Below are 18,481 nucleotides of genomic sequence, written 5' to 3' on the forward strand. Positions count from 1 at the left end.
TACGTGTTTCCAACGCATCCCGGCGCTGAACCGATGCACGGCGACAATGCGCCGGACCGGTTCGGTTGACAAATCAGGGATAACCCGCGGATTCCAGGGATTACCCTTGCCTGTCGAAAACATGATCTCGTTTTGTTGACAATATTGGAGCCATAACCAAATAATTGTCAACAATTTTCGGGCCGTCGCCTTGCCTTGCTACCCCAGCGGCCACGCCCTCCCTCCTCGATAGCTGGTGCCACGATGTCCAAGAATCTCAAGCTGATTGCCGCCGCCGAAGACGCCACCTCCCTGGCCGAATCGCGGCCTGCGCGCAAGGGCTCCGTCGAAGAGCGCATGTACCACGAAATCTACGACGCGATCATGGAGCACCGGCTGCCGCCGCGCACCAAGCTGACCGAGCACTCGCTTTGCGAAATCTATGCCACCGCGCGCCACACCGTGCGCAAGGTGCTGTCCCGCCTCGCCGCCGACGGCATGGTCGACCTTGAGCCGAACCGCGGCGCCTTCATCGCCAGCCCGTCGACCGACGAGGCACACGATATGTTCGAGCTGCGCCAGATGATGGAGCGCGCCGTGCTGGAAAAGGTGGCCGGCATGCGCGACGCACGTGCCGCGGTGGCGCCGCTGCGCAAGATGGTGGCGGCGGAACGCCAGGCCTTCCTGAGCCATGACCGCCCCACCTGGATCCGGCTGTCGGCGGAGTTCCACACGGCGCTGGCCGAGCTGTCGGGCAATGCGCTCTTGGTCAACATGATGCGGCGCCTGGTGTCGCGCACCACGCTGATGATCGCCAGCGTCGAAGCGCCCGGCAACAACGCCTGCTCCTTCGACGAGCACGAGGAAATCCTCGATGCCCTGGAACAGGGCGACGCCGCCCTCGCCCAGGCCCGCATGGCGCATCACCTCGGCGCCTGCGCCGACCGCGTACAGCCCGACGAGCCGGGCAATTTCGATCTTCGCAGCGTGCTGGGCCGCTCCACCTAGCGCCTTGTCGTTCCCGCCGTCGCGCCGAGTATTGCGCGGCCTTCGTGACAAGGCCCGATTCCTGCTAACGACACAGCGTCCCCCCAGAGGATGCGCGGCGCAGGATCCGGCCAGGAAGACCGTGGCGCAGTGGCATCCCATCAAACCAAAGGAGAGGAGACACTTCGATGACTAGCGCAAGCACCACGGTCCCCACGGACCTCACCAACGAGCGGTTGCCCTCGGGGCGGCTGCTCGCGCTCGGCCTGCAGCACGTCCTGGTGATGTACGCCGGCACCGTCGCCGTCCCCCTGATCGTCGGCGGCGCGCTGAAGCTGCCCAAGGACCAGCTCGCTTTCCTGATCAACGCCGACCTGTTCGCCGCCGGCATCGCCACGCTGATCCAGGCGCTGGGCGTGTGGAAGTTCGGCATCCGCATGCCGGTGATGATGGGCGTCACCTTCGCCTCGGTCGCGCCGATGATCGCGATCGGCTCCGATCCCAACGTCGGCCTGCTCGGCATCTACGGCGCGGTGATCGCGGCAGGACTATTCGGCATCCTGGTGGCGCCGCTGATGGGCCGTATGCTCGGGCTGTTCCCGCCGGTGGTGACCGGCACCGTCATCACACTGATCGGCTTCTCGCTGATGCGCGTGGGCATCAACTGGGCCGGCGGCGGCCAGCCCACCACGCGCGCGGTCATCGACGGCGTGGTCAAGGACGTGCCCAACCTCGCCTACGGCGACCTCAGCAACCTGGCCATCGCCGGCCTGGTGCTGGTGGTGATCCTGGTGCTGACCAAGTACGGCCGCGGCCTGGTGTCGAATTGCGCGGTGCTGATCGGCATCATCGTGGGCACGCTGGTGTCGATGGCGATGGGCAAGGTGTCCTTCGAGGGCCTGAACGATGCCAGCTACGTGGCCGTCATCACGCCGCTGCACTTCGGCATGCCCAGCTTCCAGCTCACCGCCATCCTGTCGATGTGCATCGTGATGCTGATCACGCTGGTGGAGTCCACCGGCATGTTCCTGGCGCTGGCCGACATCACCGGCAAGAAGCTGAGCAACGCCGAACTGACCAACGGCCTGCGCGCCGACGGCCTGGGCACCGTGATCGGCGGCCTCTTCAACACCTTCCCCTACACCTCGTTCTCGCAGAACGTCGGCCTGGTCACGGTGACCGGCGTGCGTTCGCGCTATGTGGCGGTGGCCGGCGGCATCGTGCTGATCGCCTTCGGCCTGTTCCCCAAGATGGCCCACGTGGTGGCCTCGGTCCCGCAGTTCGTGCTGGGCGGCGCAGGCATCGTGATGTTCGGCATGGTGGCGGCGACCGGCATCCGCATCCTCGGCTCCTGCGACTTCAACCGCAACCGCCACAACCTGTTCATCGTCGCGATCGCGATCAGCTTCGGCATGATTCCGACGCTCGCGCCGACCCTGTTCCAGTACCTGCCGAAGTGGACCGAGCCGTTCACCCACAGCGGCATCGTGCTGGGCACCATCGTCGCCGTTGCGCTGAACCTGTTCTACAACGGCATCCAATCCCACGAGGAGGCCATGCGCAACGCGGCAGCCAACTCGCACGGCACCGAGTGACGGCATCCCGCGCAAGCGGGTTCCACCGGCGCCCGCCCGTTCTCTGATGTGAAGAAACAAAGATGAAAGACCAACACTATCCACGCGATCTCATCGGTTACGGCAGCCAGCCGCCGCACGCCCGCTGGCCTGGCGGCGCGCGCATCGCGGTGCAGTTCGTCCTCAACTACGAGGAAGGCGGCGAGAATTGCGTGCTGCACGGCGACGCGGGCTCCGAACAGTTCCTCTCCGAGATCATCGGTGCGGCGGCCTACCCCGACCGCCACATGAGCATGGAGAGCATCTATGAATACGGCTCGCGTGCCGGCGTCTGGCGCATCCTGCGCGAATTCGAGCAGCGCGGCCTGCCGCTGACCGTGTTCGGCGTGTCGATGGCGCTGCAGCGCCATCCCGAGGTCACCCGCGCCTTCGTCGAACTGGGCCATGAGATCGCCTGCCACGGCTGGCGCTGGATCCACTACCAGGGCCTGGACGAAAACACCGAGCGCGAGCATATGCGCATCGGCATGGAGATCATCAAGACTCTCACCGGATCCCTGCCGCTGGGCTGGTACACGGGCCGTGACAGCCCCAACACGCGTCGCCTGGTGGTGGAGCACGGCGGCTTCCTCTATGACTCCGACTACTACGGCGACGACCTGCCCTTCTGGACCGAGGTCGAGGTCAGCGGCGGCGAGAAGAAACCGCACCTGGTGGTGCCCTACACGCTGGACACCAACGACATGCGCTTCGCCACGGCGCAGGGCTTCAATACCGGAGAACAGTTCTTCCAGTACCTGAAAGACTCTTTCGACGTGCTCTACGCCGAAGGCGACCCCGCCGGGCTGGACCGCCCCAAGATGCTGTCCGTCGGCATGCACTGCCGCCTGCTCGGCCGCCCGGGGCGCTTCCGCGCGCTGCAGCGCTTCCTCGACTACGTGCAGGGCCACGACAAGGTCTGGATCTGCCGCAGAGTCGACATTGCCCGCCACTGGGCCGAGACCCACCCCCACCCTTCCCGCAAGCAAGCATGAGCCAGACCTATACCCTGAACCAGTTGAATACGATGACCGAGGCTGAGTTCGTCAACGTGCTCGGCGCCATCTACGAACATTCGCCCTGGGTCGCGCAGGGCGCGGCCGCGCGCCGCCCCTTCGCCGATCCTGACGCACTGGCCGGCGCCATGCGTGCAGAGGTGGACAAGGCCGGCGAAGCGGCGCAGCTCAAGCTGGTGCGCGCGCACCCGGAACTGGCGGGCAAGGCCGCCGTGCGCGGCGAGCTGACCGCCGAGTCCACCCGCGAGCAAAGCGGCGCCGGGCTGGACCAGTGCAGCCCCGAGGAATTCGCACAGCTGCAGGCGCTGAACAAAGGCTACAACGAGAAATTCGGCTTCCCCTTCATCCTCGCCGTGCGCGGCTACGACCGCGCCGGCATCATCGCCGCCTTCAGCCAGCGCCTCGAAAACGAGCCTGCCGCCGAGTTGCAAACTTGCATCAACCAGATCCATCGCATTGCACAGTTCCGCTTGAACGACTTAGTATCCGCCTGAGCCAAAAAACGCGCCCTTCCCAATAGCGCAAGAGCCAACAACGAAGAAGCCGCCGGACCCCATCCGACACCGTCCAGGCGGCGTAATCAGAAGAAGAGAAGCCGAACCCAGCTGGAGCCAGCACACAGCGCGTTCGATTCAGGATCAATCACGGAGGTCTTTCCAATGCAGAAGCAGTACAAGCCGGCCCTGAAGCTGGCAGCCTTGGCCGCAACCCTTTGCAGCGGCGCAGCGATGGCACAGTCCAACGTCACGCTGTACGGCCAGGCCGACATGTTCGTCGGCGGCATCAAGAGCCCCGGCTCGTCCAACCGCGCCTGGGTCGCCAACTCCGGCGGCATGCAGACGTCGTACTGGGGCATCAAGGGCACCGAGGACCTTGGCGCAGGCAACAAGGCCATCTTCGACCTGAACGGCTTCTTCCAGACCGACACCGGCGCTTCCGGCCGCTTCCCCGGCGACTCCATGTTCAGCCGCAACGCGTTCGTCGGCCTGCAGAACGACAAGTACGGTACGGTCAAGCTGGGCCGCAACACCACGCCCTACTTCCTGTCGACCATCCTGTTCAACCCGCTGATCGACTCCTACGTCTTCTCGCCGGCGATCTGGCATACCTACTTCCCGGCCGTCAGCGGCACCGTCAACGACCCCGGCATCATCGGCGACTCGGGCTGGAGCAATTCGGTGCTCTACTCGACGCCGAGCTTCGGCGGCCTGAGCGCGAACGTGATCTACGCCTTCGGCGAGCAACCCGGCAATGGGGGCAAGAACAAGTGGGGCGGCAACCTGATGTACTTCAGCGGGCCGATCGCTGCGACCATCGCCTTCCAGCAGGTCAAGTTCAATGTGGTGCCGGGCGATGTCACCTCGCCGGCCGGCTTCGACAAGCAGAACGCGGTGCTGGGCGGCCTGTCCTATGACTTCACGGTGGTCAAGCTGTTCGCCCAGGGCCAGTACATCAAGACCAATGTGAACGCGGGCCCGACCGGCGACATCAAGCACATCAACGGCCAGGTCGGCGCCTCGGTGCCCATCGGGGCCGGCAGCCTGCTCGCCTCGTATGCCTACGACAAGACCATGAACGGCGTGGGCAACTTCAAGCGCAACACCTTCGCGATCGCCTACGACTACAACCTGTCCAAGCGCACCGACGTGTACGCCGCCTACTTCTACGACAAGATCACCGGCATCGAGCAGGGAGATACCTTCGGCATTGGCGTGCGCCACAAGTTCTGACGCGCGCTCCTCTGCCGCAAGGACAAGAGGCTCGCCGCTCGGCGGAATGCCGTTCAGTTTAGGCTGGGCGGCATTTTTCATTTGGGGTGGCGCGGGTCTGAGCGCTTTGCTTTAGCGGCGTGGGTTGAGCGAGGCAACAGCCTGTTTCGACTCCCCCTGCGGGAGGCCGATCTGCTCTAGTGGTATGGGTCTGCGAGGCAACAGCCTGTTTCGACTCCCCCGCAGGGGGAGTCGAAACAGGCCTTTGGCCCGAACAACCAACACCGCTGGCCTTGAGCGCGCAAACCACAACCACAAGCCAGAGCCCACGCCACACACCCTAGGCCAGCAGCAGAAAACCCGCCAAGCTGCCCCGCGCGCCGCCGCGCTAGCCGCGCAACTCCCGCACAAAACCAGCCACGGCCTGACCGATCTCATCGGGGCTGTCTTCCTGGATGAAGTGGTAGCCCTTCACCGTGACCTCACGCTGGCTGGGCCAGCGACGGCACAGCTCGCGCTGCCGGCCGGTGAGTATCGAGCCGGGCTCCGCATTGATGAACAGCTTCGGCACCGGGCTGGCGGCCAGCCAGGCCGCGTAGTCCTCGACCACCTTGACCACCTCGGGCGGCTCGCCTTCGATCGGGATCTGCCGCGGCCAGGTAAGCGTCGGCCGGCGATCCTCTCCCGGCCGGGCAAACGGAGCACGATAGGCTGCCATCTCCGCCTCGCCCAAGGGCCGCATCACCGAGGCCGGCAGCACGCGTTCGACGAAGGTGTTCTTGTCCAGCACCATTTCCTCCCCGGCCGGCGAGCGGAAGCCCTGGAACACACGGCGCGCGTTCTCCGGCCAATCCGCCCACGTCACCGGCGCGACGATGGCCTCCATGTAGGCGATGCCCTGCATGCGGTCGCGGTGCCGGCAGGCCCAGTCGAAGCCCAGCGCCGAGCCCCAGTCATGCAGCACCAGGACGACGTGCTCGCCCAGGTCCAGCTGATCGAGCAGCGCGAACAGGTAGTCGCGCTGCTCGCCGTAGGTATAGCGCTGCGGCCCGGAGTCCGGCAGCTTGTCGGAATCGCCCATGCCGATCAGGTCGCAGGCGACCAGCCGGCCCAGGCCCTGGCAATGCGGCATCACATTGCGCCAAAGATAGGAAGAGGTCGGGTTGCCATGCAGGAAGACGATGGCATCCCCCTCGCCGACATCGATATAGGCCATGCGCCGGCCGTTGACGGTAGCGAACTGCTTGGGCGCGAAGGCTTCGGTACTGAGTGGCACGGTGGTCTCCTCCATTCTTGCGGTTGGATGGCTGCGATCCGGCGCTCCCGGTCGCGAGGTGTGCCTGGGCTCGGTGGTGCAGCATCATGATAGACAGGTCAGCGGCGATGCGTCGCAAGAGACGCTGCACTTCGCATTGACACTTCGTCAATCATTGACATAAAGTCTACGCATGGAACGCGACGAAGAAAACCGGCTGCTGCTGCGCGAGGCGCGCAAGATCGTCGAGGCGCTAGGCCAGACACTGGCCCCGCTGGTCGAGGTGGTGCTGCATGACCTGACCCGCCCCGAGCACGCGGTGGTCGCCATCGCCAACAATCTGTCAGGCCGCCAGGTGGGCGAGCCCGCGACCGAACTCGGCCTGGCACGCATCACCGACCCCGCCTACCCGGACGTCATCCAGAACTACCCGAACCACTTCCCCGATGGCCGCCCGGCCAAGAGCACCTCGATCGGGCTGAAGAACGGCGCGGGCGAGTATGTGGCCGCCATCTGCCTGAACCTCGACACCTCGCTGCTGGGGGCCGTGACGGCCAGCCTCGGCCAGCTGATCCAGACCAGCAGCGGCATGCCGCCCGTGAGCGAATCGCTGGCGCCGCGCAGCGCAGAGGCCGTGCGCGGGGCGCTGGAGCGCTTCGCCGCCGCGCGCAACACCACGCCGATGGGCATGACGCTGGCCCAGCGGCGCGAGGCCATGCGCGAGCTGGCCCAGGGCGGCCTGCTCAACCTGCGCCGCGCCTATACCGAGGTGGCCCAGACGCTGGGGGTCGCCCGTTCCACCGTCTACACCTACCTGCCCACGGAAGACCGCACATGACCGCCCTGCCCATCACGTTTGACGACGTCGCCGCCGCCCACGAGCGCATCCGCGGCGCGGCGCACCGCACGCCGGTGCTGACCTCCTCCACCGCCGATGCCGCCACCGGCGCCTCGCTGCATTTCAAGTGCGAGAACTTCCAGCGCATGGGCGCCTTCAAGTTCCGCGGCGCCTACAACGCCATCGCGCAATTCACGCCGCAGCAGAAGGCGGCCGGCGTGCTGGCCTTCTCTTCCGGCAACCACGCCCAGGCCATCGCCCTCTCGGCGCGCCTGCTGGGCGTGCGCGCGGTGATCCTGATGCCGGAGGACGCGCCCTCGGTGAAGATCGAGGCCACGCGCGGCTACGGCGCCGAGGTCGTGCTGTACGACCGCTACAAGGAAGACCGCGAGGCGCTGGCCGCGCGCCTGGCCGCCGAGCGCGGCCTGACCTTGATCCCGCCGTACGACCATCCGCACGTGATGGCCGGCCAGGGTACGGCCGCGAAGGAACTGTTCGAGGATGCCGGCGCGCTCGACGTGCTGCTGGTCTGCCTGGGCGGTGGCGGCCTGCTGTCCGGCAGCGCCGTGGCGGCGCGCGCGCTGCACCCCGCTTGCAAGGTGATCGGCGTCGAGCCCGAAGCCGGCAATGACGGCCAGCGCAGCCTGCGCAGCGGCGAGATCGTCCATATCGACACGCCCAAGACCATCGCCGACGGCGCGCAGACCCAGCATCTGGGGCAATACACCTTCCCGGTCATCCGCGCGCTGGTCGACGACATCGTCACCGTCAGCGACGCCGAGCTGATCGAGACCATGCGCTTCTTCGCCAGCCGCATGAAGATCGTCGCCGAGCCCACCGGCTGCCTGGGCGCTGCCGCCGCACTGCACGGCAAGGTCGACATCCGTGGCAAGCGCGTGGGCATCATCGTCTCGGGCGGCAACGTGGACATGGGACGCTTCGGGCACTGGATGCTGGGACAGTAGGCATCGCGGCGGCAGGGCGGCGCCAGGCCTGACGCCCCCTTTCCGCAGGCCACGCCGCGTGCCTCGGAGCGGCCTGAATGCTGCGCCGCAAGGTCCTTAGCATGGCAAATTTGCAGGATCGGAGGCCGAAGCGCCATAGGCCGATTCAATTGGCGGGCACCTGCCGCCCTGCCTAGATTGGATTCCCGGGCATCGATTCGCCGACAGGCGATGGGCCCCGTCTACCGCCTGCGGGGGCGGAAGAACGGCGCGGCACTGCCCCGGGACAACCAAAGCGAGGTGACACATGCGGCGCTACGCCAAGAGCCGATCGGAGCTGATGGCCATCCTGAACCAATGTCTTGAAAATAACCCGGAATGCGGGGAATGCGAGTTGCACGCCGTACGAACGCATCGCCCCGACCACACCGGTTGCAATTGGAGCGCCGAGGTCGACTTTCCGCAGGAGCCGGTGGACGACCTGTCGCGCCGCCTGGCCGCCGCACGATCGATCATCGTGGTGATGCGCGAGCAATACAACATGCTGCAATGATGCGCGTGCCCCCATAGCCGCCTGCCACTGCGGCAGGCGACCCGCCACGGCACAGCCGGGGCAAAAAAAAGCCGGACCTGATGGTCCGGCTTTTTCATGTCCGCGTGCCTACGCGGCGCCACATTGCGGCCACGCAGCACGGCCCGCTGCGCGAGCCGCGCTGCAGCGCATCAACGCTGGGCGTTGGCCTCCGCCACCGCCACCGCCGTCATGTTGACGATGCGGCGCGAGGTGGACTGCGGGTTCAGGATATGCACCGGCTTGGCCGCGCCCAGCAGGATCGGGCCCACGGTCACACCCTGCCCGCCGGTGATCTTCAGCAGGTTGAAGGCGATGTTGGCCGCGTCCAGCGTCGGCATCACCAGCAGGTTGGCGCTGCCGGCCAGCTTGGTCGACGGCAGGAAGTGGCGGCGCACATCCTCCACCAGCGCGGCGTCGCCCTGCATCTCGCCTTCCACTTCCAGGTGAGGTGCGGTGGCGGCGAGGATCTCGCGCGCAGCACGCATCTTGCGCGCCGACGGGCGGCTCGAGGAGCCGAACATCGAGTGCGACATCATCGCCACCTTCGGGTGCAGGCCGAAGCGCGAGACCTCCTCCGCCGCCAGCTGCGTGATTGCGGCCAGTTCCTCGGCGGTGGGATCGTCGTTGACGAAGGTGTCGGTGATGAACAGCGTGTACTTCTCCAGCATCAGCGCGTTCATTGCCGCGAACACCTTGGCGCCGGGGGCCAGGCCGATCACGTCGCGCACGTGCTCGAGGTGGGCCTCGAAGCGGCCGACGGTGCCGCACAGCAGCGCGTCGGCATCGCCCATGTGCATCAGCATGGTGCCGATCAGCGTGTTGGAGCGGCGCAGCGCCACCTTGGCCATGTCCGGCGTAACGCCGTCGCGGGCGCGCAGGTGGTGGTATTCCTCGTGGTAGGCGCGGTAGCGCGGATCGTCCTCGGGGTTGATCAGCTCGAAGTCCACGCCCGGCTTCAGGCGCAGGCCGGCCTTTTCAATGCGCATCTGGATGACGTGCGGGCGGCCGATCAGGATCGGGCGCGCCAGGCCTTCGTCGACCACGCCCTGCACCGCACGCAGCACGCGTTCCTCCTCGCCCTCGGCGTAGGCCACGCGCTTGGGCGAGGCCTTGGCGGCGGTGAACACCGGCTTCATGATCATGCCGGTGTGGTACACGTACTGCGTCAGCTGCTGGCGATAGGCCTCCAGGTCCTGGATGGGACGCGTGGCCACGCCCGATTCCGCCGCCGCCTTGGCCACCGCCGGCGCGATCTTCTCGATCAGGCGCTGGTCGAACGGCGTCGGGATGATGTACTCGGGGCCGAACTTCAGCTCGCGGCCGCCGTAGGCCGCCGCCACCGCCTCGTTCGGCTCGGCCTCGGCCAGATCGGCGATCGCCTTGACGCAGGCCAGCTTCATCTCCTCGGTGATCTTGGTCGCGCCGCAATCGAGCGCGCCACGGAAGATATAGGGGAAGCACAGCACGTTGTTGACCTGGTTCGGGTAGTCCGAACGGCCGGTCGCGATGATGCAATCCGGGCGCGCGGCCTTGGCCACTTCCGGGCGGATCTCCGGCTCGGGGTTGGCCAGCGCCAGGATGATGGGGCGGTCGGCCATGGTCTTGACCATCTCGGCAGTCAGCACGCCAGCGGTCGAGCAGCCCAGGAAGACGTCGGCGCCCTTGACGATGTCGGCCAGCGTGCGGGCCGAGGTGTCCTGCGCGTAGCGGGCCTTGTTGGGCTCCATATTGGCATCGCGGCCGACGTAGATCACGCCCTTGGAGTCGACCACCGAGATGTTCTCGCGCTGCACGCCCAGGCTGACCATGGTGTCGAGGCAGGCGATCGCGGCGGCGCCGGCGCCGGACACGGCCAGCTTGACCTTGGCGACATCCTTGCCCACCACCTTCAGGCCGTTGAGCAGCGCGGCGGTCGAAATGATGGCGGTGCCGTGCTGGTCATCGTGGAAGACGGGGATGTTCATGCGCTCGCGCAGCTTCTTCTCGATGTAGAAGCACTCGGGCGCCTTGATGTCTTCCAGGTTCACGCCACCCAGCGTGGGTTCCATCGCCGCAACGATCTCGACGATCTGGTCCGGGTCGCGCGCGTCGAGTTCGATGTCGAACACGTCGACGCCGGCGAATTTCTTGAACAGGCAGCCCTTGCCTTCCATCACCGGCTTGCCGGCCAGGGGCCCGATGTCGCCCAGGCCCAGCACGGCGGTGCCATTGGTCACCACGGCGACCAGGTTGGCGCGCGAGGTGTACTCGGCCGCGGTGGACGGGTCCTTGGCGATTTCCTCGCAGGCGTAGGCCACGCCCGGCGAGTAGGCCAGCGACAGGTCACGCTGGTTGGACAGCGGCTTGGTCGCCGTGACCTGGATCTTGCCCTTGGTCGGGCTGCGGTGGTATTCCAGCGCGGCCAGGCGCAACTGCGCCTCAGGACTGTGGGGGGCATGTTGCGGTGCGTCACCGCTGGTCTTGCTGCTCATTCTGCTCGTCCGGTGAAAAGGCCCTGCCGGCGAGGCCCGTCTGCGTTGCCGCGACAGTCCCCGGCGGCCAGGGCCGGAAAAATCGAGGAGCCATTTTAGCCCAGGCGCCCCGATCGAATAGCCCCGAAAGCCACCCCTGTGGCCAAAACAGGGGCTTTTTCTCGGGTAAAACACCTTTTACCCGCGCAGGTGCAATCGACGGAGCGCCTCGCCCGGCCGCAAGACCGCCCTGTCGACATTTGCACGCAGTTGTCGGCGGCCTGCCGCTACTGGTCTCCTTTGTCCAGCGGCAGCGTGACGTGGTGCGTGCGGCCGTCACCGTCCGTCGGGAAGTTGGCAAAGGCGCTGCGGATCAGGTAGGGCATCGCCGATTGCAAGGTACCGCCTTCGGTCTGCTGGCGCGCGGTCACCTGGTAGACGCGGCGCCCGCTGCCGGCATCCTTGAAATACACGTTCAGCACGGATTCCGTCACCGGCACATCGCGCACCACGGTAGTGGGCGGCCAATAGCCCGGCCCCCAAGGTCCCCAGGGCCGGTAGTAGCCATAGGGTCCCCAGTACGGCCCCCAGGGCCCGTACCAGGGATCGGGATAGGCGGTGTCGACCACGCGGACCATGGTCGGGATGGCGCCGTATTCCATGCTGACCAGGTAGCGCGCCTGGCCACGCGGCACCAGCGCGAAACCGAGCGGCGCCAGCGTCTGCGCCAGCCATTGCTCGTAGGTCTGGCGGTCGAGCTCGTCCTGCCGCGCCTTGTCGCTGTCAAAGGCGTAGGTGCGCGGCAGATCGTTCGGCCAGTCCGCCTGCCGGAACGCGGTGACCTCGCTGGTCACCGTGCTGGCGCAGCCGCCCAGCAGCAGCGCGCCCAGCAGGACCAGCCCTGCAGCGATACCGCGCCCTGTCTTGTCCCTATGCCGCCACATCATCATGCATCGCTCTCGTTTGCCTCGATCTGAGCATTATGACCGCGCCGTTGCCGCCGAATTCCCGCACGGCCGCCAGCCGGGCCCTTGGCTACAATGGGGTTTTGGCCCGCGCCCCGGCGGCGCGGGCCGCCCAAGGTCACCCGAGGACAGAACCGCCATGCCGCGCACCGATACGCCCGTCACCGTCTACCGTAAAGACTATACGCCGCCCGCCTTCGCATTCGAACATGTCGACCTGGTGCTCGAACTGGACCCCGAGCGCACCATTGTCACCAGCACCGTGCAGTTCCGTCGCACCGCCGCGGCTGCGCCGCTAGTGCTGGCCGGCGAAGAGCTGGAACTGATCGGCGTGAAGCTGGACGGCACGCCGCTGGCAGGCGCCACGGCGCAGGCCGACGGCACGCTGACGCTGGCCGGCCTCCCCGACCAAGGCCAGCTGGAGATCACCAGCGCCTGCCGCCCCGCCGCCAACACCTCGCTGTCCGGCCTCTACGTCTCCAACGGCAACTTCTTCACTCAGTGCGAGGCCGAAGGCTTCCGCCGCATCACCTACTTCCTCGACCGGCCCGATGTGATGACCACCTACAAGGTCACGCTGCGCGCCGACCGCGGCGCCTATCCGGTGCTGCTGTCCAACGGCAACCTGGTCGGCCGCAGCGACCTGCCGGGCGGGCGCCACGAGGCGGTCTGGGAAGATCCGTTCAAGAAGCCGAGCTACCTGTTCGCGCTGGTCGCCGGCAAGCTCGAATGCGTGGAAGAGCGCATCGTCTCCGCCTCCGGCAAGGAAAAGCTGCTGCAGGTATGGGTGGAGCCGCAGGACCTGGGCAAGACGCGGCACGCCATGGACTCGCTCATCCATGCCATCCGCTGGGACGAGCGCCGCTTCGGCCTGGAGCTCGACCTGGACCGCTTCATGATCGTCGCCGTGGGCGACTTCAACATGGGCGCGATGGAAAACAAGGGCCTCAACATCTTCAACACCAAGTATGTGCTGGCCAATGCCGAAACGGCCACCGACACCGACTTCGCCAATATCGAATCGGTAGTGGGCCACGAGTACTTCCACAACTGGACCGGCAACCGCGTCACCTGTCGCGACTGGTTCCAGCTCTCGCTCAAGGAAGGCCTGACCGTGTTCCGCGACCAGGAATTCTCGGCCGACATGATGGGCTCGGAATCCGGCCGCGCGGTCAAGCGCATCGAGGACGTGCGGCTGCTGCGCCAGGTGCAGTTCCCCGAGGACGCCGGTCCGATGGCCCACCCGGTGCGCCCCGACAGCTACGAGGAAATCAATAACTTCTATACCGTCACGGTCTATGAGAAAGGCGCCGAGGTCGTGCGCATGTACCAGACTCTGCTCGGCCGCGATGGCTTCCGCAAGGGCATGGATCTGTACTTCCAGCGCCATGACGGCCAGGCCGTCGCCTGCGACGATTTCCGCGCCGCCATGGGCGACGCCAACGGCCGCGACCTGGCCCAGTTCGGCCTGTGGTACAGCCAGGCCGGCACCCCGGTGGTGAGCGTGCGCACCGCCTGGGATGCCAGGGACGGCAGCTTCACGCTGACCTTGGCGCAGCACTGCGCCAAGGCCGGCATCGAGACGCGCGCGGGCACGCCGGACAAGCAGCCCTTCCATATCCCCTTCGCGGTCGGCCTGATCGGTGCGGACGGGCGCGACCTGCCGCTGCGGCTCGAAGGCGAACAGGAAGGCGATAGCGGCGCCGGCGCCACCACGCGCGTGCTCGACCTCACCCACGCCGAGCAGCGCTTCCGCTTCGTCGGCCTGCCGGCGCAGCCCGGCGGCGCGGCGCCCCTGCCCTCTCTGCTGCGCGGATTCTCCGCGCCGGTGATCGTCGACGCCGACTACACCGACGCCCAGCTCACCTTCCTGCTGGCGCATGACAGCGACCCGTTCAACCGCTGGGAGGCCGGCCAGCGGCTGGCCACGCGCGCGCTGCTGCAACTCGTATCGGATGCGCAGGCAGGCCGCGAACTGCACCTCGCGCCGGACCTGGTCAGCGCCGTGCGCGCGGTGCTGACCGACGCCAGCCTGAACCCCGCCTTCCGCGAGCAGGCCCTGCTGCTGCCGGCAGAAGCCTACCTGGCCGAGCGCATGAGCGTGGCCGACCCGACCGCCATCCACCGCGCCCGGCAGTTCCTGCGCGAAGGCCTGGCCCGCGCGCTGCAGCCGGAGTGGCTGGCCACCTACGAAGCCAACGCCACACCAGGGGCCTACAGCCCCGACGCGGCCAGCGCCGCCAAGCGCGCACTGCGCAACCTGGCGCTGGGCTACCTGGCCGACACCGGCGACGCCGCCATGCAGGCACTGGCCGAGCGCCAGTACCGCGCCGCCGACAACATGACCGACCGCTTCGCCGCCTTGACCGCCCTGGTGAACAGCTTTGCCCCGGGCCGCGAAGCCGCGCTGGCCGACTTCTACCAGCGCTTCGAACACGATGCGCTGGTGGTGGACAAATGGTTCTCGCTGCAGGGCATGCAGCGCGGCGAGGTGGGCCCGCACGCCGGCAAGCGCACCATCGACACCGTCCGCGCGCTGATGGAGCACCCCGCCTTCACGCTGCGCAACCCCAACCGCGCCCGCGCGCTGATCTTCAGCTTCTGCTCCGGCAATCCCGCGCAGTTCCACGCCGAAGACGGATCGGGCTACCGCTTCTGGGCCGAGCAGGTGCTGGCGCTGGACACCATCAACCCGCAGGTGGCGGCACGGCTGGCTCGCGTGCTGGACCGCTGGCAGAAGTACGCCCCGGCGCTGCGCGAGCGCATGCGCGCGGCCCTGGAGCAGGTGGCGGCGGCCCCGGCGCTGTCGCGCGACGTTCGTGAAATCGTCGGCAAGGCCCTGGCCGCCTGAGGCGGCAGCAAGCGGCGCCGCCAAGGATATGGGTAAGGCCGGCGGCGCCGGCCGTGCCCCGGCGGCCATGTAGAATTGCGGCCATCCAAGGAGAACCAACATGACACGCATCAGCCTCACCCGATACCTGGTCGAGGAGCAGCGCAAGCACAATACGATCCAGCCCGAACTGCGGCTGCTGATCGAAGTGGTCGCGCGCGCCTGCAAGGCCATTTCCAACTCCGTCAACAAGGGCGCGCTCGCCGGCGTGCTCGGCTCCGCCGGCACCGGCAACGTGCAGGGCGAAACCCAGCAGAAGCTGGACGTGATCGCCAACGAAGTACTGCTCGACGCCAACGAGTGGGGCGGCCACCTGGCGGCCATGGCCTCGGAGGAAATGGACACCTTCTACGAGATTCCCAACCGCTACCCGAAGGGCGAATATCTGCTGATGTTCGATCCGCTCGACGGCTCGTCCAATATCGACGTCAACGTCTCGATCGGCACCATCTTCTCGGTGCTGCACATGCCCAAGCCCGGCCAGACCGTGACCGAGGGCGACTTCATGCAGCCCGGCAGCCACCAGGTCGCCGCCGGCTACGCCGTCTACGGTCCGCAGACCACCCTGGTGCTGACGGTCGGCAACGGCGTCCAGATGTTCACGCTCGACCGCGAGGCCGGCAGCTTCGTGCTGACCCAGTCCGATGTGCAGATTCCGGAAGACACCAAGGAATTCGCCATCAATATGTCCAATATGCGCCACTGGGCCCCGCCGGTGCGCCGCTATATCGACGAGTGCCTGGCCGGCACCGACGGCCCGCGCGGCAAGAACTTCAATATGCGCTGGATCGCCTCCATGGTCGCCGACGTGCACCGCATCCTCACGCGCGGCGGCATCTTCATGTACCCCTGGGACAAGCGCGAGCCGGAGAAGCCCGGCAAGCTGCGCCTGATGTACGAAGCCAACCCGATGGCGATGCTGGTCGAACAGGCCGGCGGCGCCGCCACCAACGGCCACCAGCGCATCCTCGACGTCCAGCCGGAGAAGCTGCACCAGCGCGTGTCGGTGATCCTCGGCTCCAAGAACGAAGTGGACCGCGTGACCCGCTACCACCTGGAAACGGACGGGGCAGCCTGAAACTTCGGGAGATGACCCGCCGGGCACGGCCCGCGATGGCCGGGGAATGAAGCAGGCGGTGGGAAAAGGCAGCGCACATGCAGATGTCGCCGCAAAAAACTTCCCACAGAAGAAATTCCCTGCTATTATTGCGGGCTGTTCCAGATTGCACGGAACGATGTTGCCGAAGTAGCTCAGTCGGTAGAGCAGCTCATTCGTAATGAGAAGGTCGGGGGTTCGATTCCTCTCTTCGGCACCATTCAAATCAAGCACTTAGCCCAGCCAACCGGTTGGGCTTTGTTGTTTCTGGGCGCCATGCCGCCCTAGGCATCGAGTCGCCGTCCTGCAAGCGGCCGCAAAGCCGCCTATCAAGCTGAAGACACGCGCACCAAAACAAAAAAGCAGCGGGACAATGCGTCCCGCTGCCAGAGCAAATGCACCGATCATCCAGCAAGCATCGGCAATGAGTCCAATGGGGCTATAGGGAACAAGCAAGCTTGACCGAGAGCCCACCCCAGCCCGTCGCCTGGTTAGTGTCGAGCTGCACCTGCAACTTGTCGCCATGACTTACGGAGCCTGACGGAGCTTGCACACTGCAGCTCTGCTGACCGTTGTTGATCTTGCAACTCAAGCCACTGACCGGCGCGAAGGTAGCTGACACGCCGGAGCCCGTGACCTTGTACACGGCGAGGTTCAACGAGCCTTGGGGCTTGCCGAGCGTTGTCGCGGTCAGTGTCACGCGGCTGCAATCGTACGGGATCGTGACGCCGATATCGCTAGGCAGGGGCACCGCGCCGCCATCACCGGTCATGACGTACGCGCCCCGACTCAGTGTGTCAGGCACGTTGAAGTTGCCGTTGTAGACGGTGCCGGTGGTCAAGGCCACGCCGCTGCTTGGCCACTTGCCACCCGTCTTGGGACCGTAAAGGGTCGACGTCGAGGTATCGAGATAGAAGTCACCATCGGCGCCGATGTCATCGGTGGGCGCGCCGCTCCCGGACCAGATGTGACCACCGGTGCCGGAACCACTTCCGCTACCGCTACCACCGCTGCTGCCGCCACCGGAAGCCTGGCTGACCAGCGATACGCCGGCCGGCCAGGCGCCATTGACCTTGGGCCCATAGATGGTCCAGGTACTGGTGTCGAGATAGAAGTCGCCATTGTTGCCAATGGAATTGCTTGGGGCGCCGACACCCGACAGGATGGTGTTGCCGTTGGCGCCTGGGTTGCCTGCGGGGCCTACCAGCGAGACGCCCGGCGGCCACTTGCCGTTGGCCTTGGGCCCGAACAGCGTGGAAGTCGCGGTGTTGATGTAATAGTCACCATTATTGCCGACGCTGTCGGTCGGGTCGGTCGAGCCCGAAAGAATGGTATTACCGGCCGCGCCAGTATTCCCGGTGGCGCCCTGGGTGCCGCTCGCTCCCGGCGGACCAGCCAAGGACACGCCCGCCGGCCACACGCCATTGGCCTTGGGCCCGAAGATCATCCAGGTCACCGTATTGATATAGAAGTCCCCATCGTTGCCGACACTGGCAGTAGGATCCGTGGTGCCTGACAGCATCGTATTGCGCGGCGCGGTGGGCGATTGCGTTGTCGTTCCCGTGTCTGGCGTAGCGGGGTTCGTCGTTGGGCTCGTAGACTGCGACCCCGCGCTCGGAGTCGTGGTGTCCGTAGTTGTGGAGTCGCCCCCTCCACCGCAACCCGCCAAGGTGATTGCCAGGCAGGCAAAGGACAACGCAGTCAGCTTCCTATGGTTTTGTTTCATACATGGCCCCTTTTTCCCGATTCTTTCTGTCCCGCTGCTCGGAGGCTCTTTGCGAGCGCTCGACAACGTATGAGTAACGTATCGCCAGAAAGAAAGCGGGAAAATCGCCTGTATGGATGAGGCGCGAACAAGCTTGCCCAGGGCCGTTGCGGCGTTGATTAGAACAGCCGTTATATCGGTTCGGTGCCATCACGACCGACGGCAGTCATTGGTGTATATCCTCGGGACGCGCAAAGAATAAGAGATACCGGCGTGGAAACGGCTATCGAACATTATGGCGAGCGGCTTCGCAATGAAATATTGGGCGCACCAGAAATCGTCAAGCCCCACGATAGACGGGATACCTGATGCATGGGAAAACCTAGTGCAAAAGGATGAGATTCTGGGGCGTTTCTGGGAGCCTGGTTTTTTGCTCACATCGAGCAGATCATGGCAATGC

Annotated in this window: 14 protein-coding genes and 1 tRNA gene; 11 read left to right on the plus strand and 4 right to left on the minus strand. The window is 66.2% G+C overall.

Annotated elements, in window-relative coordinates:
• Positions 1–243 precede the first annotated feature (243 nt).
• The 5 genes from AC1Z3O_RS13040 to AC1Z3O_RS13060 all read left to right on the plus strand — a co-directional run bounded on the left by AC1Z3O_RS13040 (position 244) and on the right by AC1Z3O_RS13060 (position 5,325).
• Positions 244–987: a GntR family transcriptional regulator gene (locus AC1Z3O_RS13040; RefSeq protein ID WP_483516139.1), complete on the plus strand. Its 744-nt coding sequence runs from the start codon at positions 244–246 to the stop codon at positions 985–987.
• A gap of 167 nt (positions 988–1,154) precedes the next feature.
• The gene (locus tag AC1Z3O_RS13045; protein ID WP_483516140.1) at positions 1,155–2,561 is read left to right on the plus strand and encodes a nucleobase:cation symporter-2 family protein; all 1,407 of its coding nucleotides are present in this window, start codon (positions 1,155–1,157) and stop codon (positions 2,559–2,561) included.
• A gap of 62 nt (positions 2,562–2,623) precedes the next feature.
• Positions 2,624–3,574 carry an allantoinase PuuE gene (gene puuE / locus AC1Z3O_RS13050; RefSeq protein ID WP_483516141.1) on the plus strand — a complete coding sequence of 317 codons (951 nt, stop codon included), beginning with the start codon at positions 2,624–2,626 and terminating at the stop codon, positions 3,572–3,574.
• Entirely contained in the window at positions 3,571–4,089 is a 519-nt protein-coding gene (gene uraD, locus AC1Z3O_RS13055; protein ID WP_483516142.1) for a 2-oxo-4-hydroxy-4-carboxy-5-ureidoimidazoline decarboxylase, read from the plus strand. The genes puuE and uraD overlap by 4 nt, the downstream gene beginning before the upstream one ends.
• A 165-nt stretch (positions 4,090–4,254) precedes the next feature.
• Positions 4,255–5,325: a porin gene (locus AC1Z3O_RS13060; protein WP_483516143.1), complete on the plus strand. Its 1,071-nt coding sequence runs from the start codon at positions 4,255–4,257 to the stop codon at positions 5,323–5,325.
• A 367-nt stretch (positions 5,326–5,692) separates the two neighbouring features.
• Here the strand turns inward: AC1Z3O_RS13060 and AC1Z3O_RS13065 are convergent, their stop codons facing one another.
• A complete protein-coding gene (locus AC1Z3O_RS13065; RefSeq protein WP_483516144.1) occupies positions 5,693–6,580 on the minus strand; it encodes a haloalkane dehalogenase in 888 nt (295 codons plus the stop codon).
• A gap of 172 nt (positions 6,581–6,752) precedes the next feature.
• Between AC1Z3O_RS13065 and AC1Z3O_RS13070 the strand changes: the two genes are divergently transcribed.
• The 3 genes from AC1Z3O_RS13070 to AC1Z3O_RS13080 all read left to right on the plus strand — a co-directional run bounded on the left by AC1Z3O_RS13070 (position 6,753) and on the right by AC1Z3O_RS13080 (position 8,894).
• The gene (locus AC1Z3O_RS13070) at positions 6,753–7,397 is read left to right on the plus strand and encodes a helix-turn-helix transcriptional regulator (RefSeq protein WP_483516145.1); all 645 of its coding nucleotides are present in this window, start codon (positions 6,753–6,755) and stop codon (positions 7,395–7,397) included.
• Entirely contained in the window at positions 7,394–8,362 is a 969-nt protein-coding gene (locus tag AC1Z3O_RS13075) for a threo-3-hydroxy-L-aspartate ammonia-lyase (RefSeq protein WP_483516146.1), read from the plus strand. The genes AC1Z3O_RS13070 and AC1Z3O_RS13075 overlap by 4 nt, the downstream gene beginning before the upstream one ends.
• 286 nt (positions 8,363–8,648) lie before the next feature.
• On the plus strand, positions 8,649–8,894 hold the full coding sequence (locus AC1Z3O_RS13080) for a hypothetical protein (protein ID WP_483516147.1): 246 nt from the start codon (positions 8,649–8,651) through the stop codon (positions 8,892–8,894).
• 170 nt (positions 8,895–9,064) lie between these two features.
• Here AC1Z3O_RS13080 and AC1Z3O_RS13085 read toward each other — a convergent pair whose 3' ends face one another.
• Positions 9,065–11,386 (minus strand): NADP-dependent malic enzyme, encoded by a 2,322-nt coding sequence (locus tag AC1Z3O_RS13085; protein WP_483516148.1) that lies wholly within the window; start codon positions 11,384–11,386, stop codon positions 9,065–9,067.
• A gap of 266 nt (positions 11,387–11,652) precedes the next feature.
• On the minus strand, positions 11,653–12,309 hold the full coding sequence (locus AC1Z3O_RS13090) for a DUF4136 domain-containing protein (protein WP_483517593.1): 657 nt from the start codon (positions 12,307–12,309) through the stop codon (positions 11,653–11,655).
• Between the two features lie 160 nt (positions 12,310–12,469).
• On the opposite strand from AC1Z3O_RS13090, the gene pepN reads away from it, so the two are divergent.
• The 3 genes from pepN (at position 12,470) to AC1Z3O_RS13105 (ending at position 16,536) form a co-directional block, all read left to right on the plus strand.
• Positions 12,470–15,181, plus strand: a complete 2,712-nt coding sequence (pepN, locus tag AC1Z3O_RS13095; protein WP_483516149.1) for an aminopeptidase N — start codon at positions 12,470–12,472, stop codon at positions 15,179–15,181.
• Positions 15,182–15,281: 100 nt separating this feature from the next.
• Complete coding sequence (locus AC1Z3O_RS13100; protein WP_483516150.1) at positions 15,282–16,298, plus strand: class 1 fructose-bisphosphatase; 1,017 nt, start codon at positions 15,282–15,284, stop codon at positions 16,296–16,298.
• Between the two features lie 162 nt (positions 16,299–16,460).
• A tRNA-Thr gene (locus AC1Z3O_RS13105) sits at positions 16,461–16,536 on the plus strand.
• Between the two features lie 219 nt (positions 16,537–16,755).
• On the opposite strand, the gene AC1Z3O_RS13110 is transcribed toward AC1Z3O_RS13105, so the two are convergent.
• Positions 16,756–18,042, minus strand: coding sequence for a hypothetical protein (locus AC1Z3O_RS13110; RefSeq protein WP_483516151.1), 1,287 nt, complete (start codon positions 18,040–18,042; stop codon positions 16,756–16,758).
• Positions 18,043–18,481: the final 439 nt, after the last annotated feature.

Source organism: Cupriavidus sp. 09_S30, from assembly GCF_056930435.1.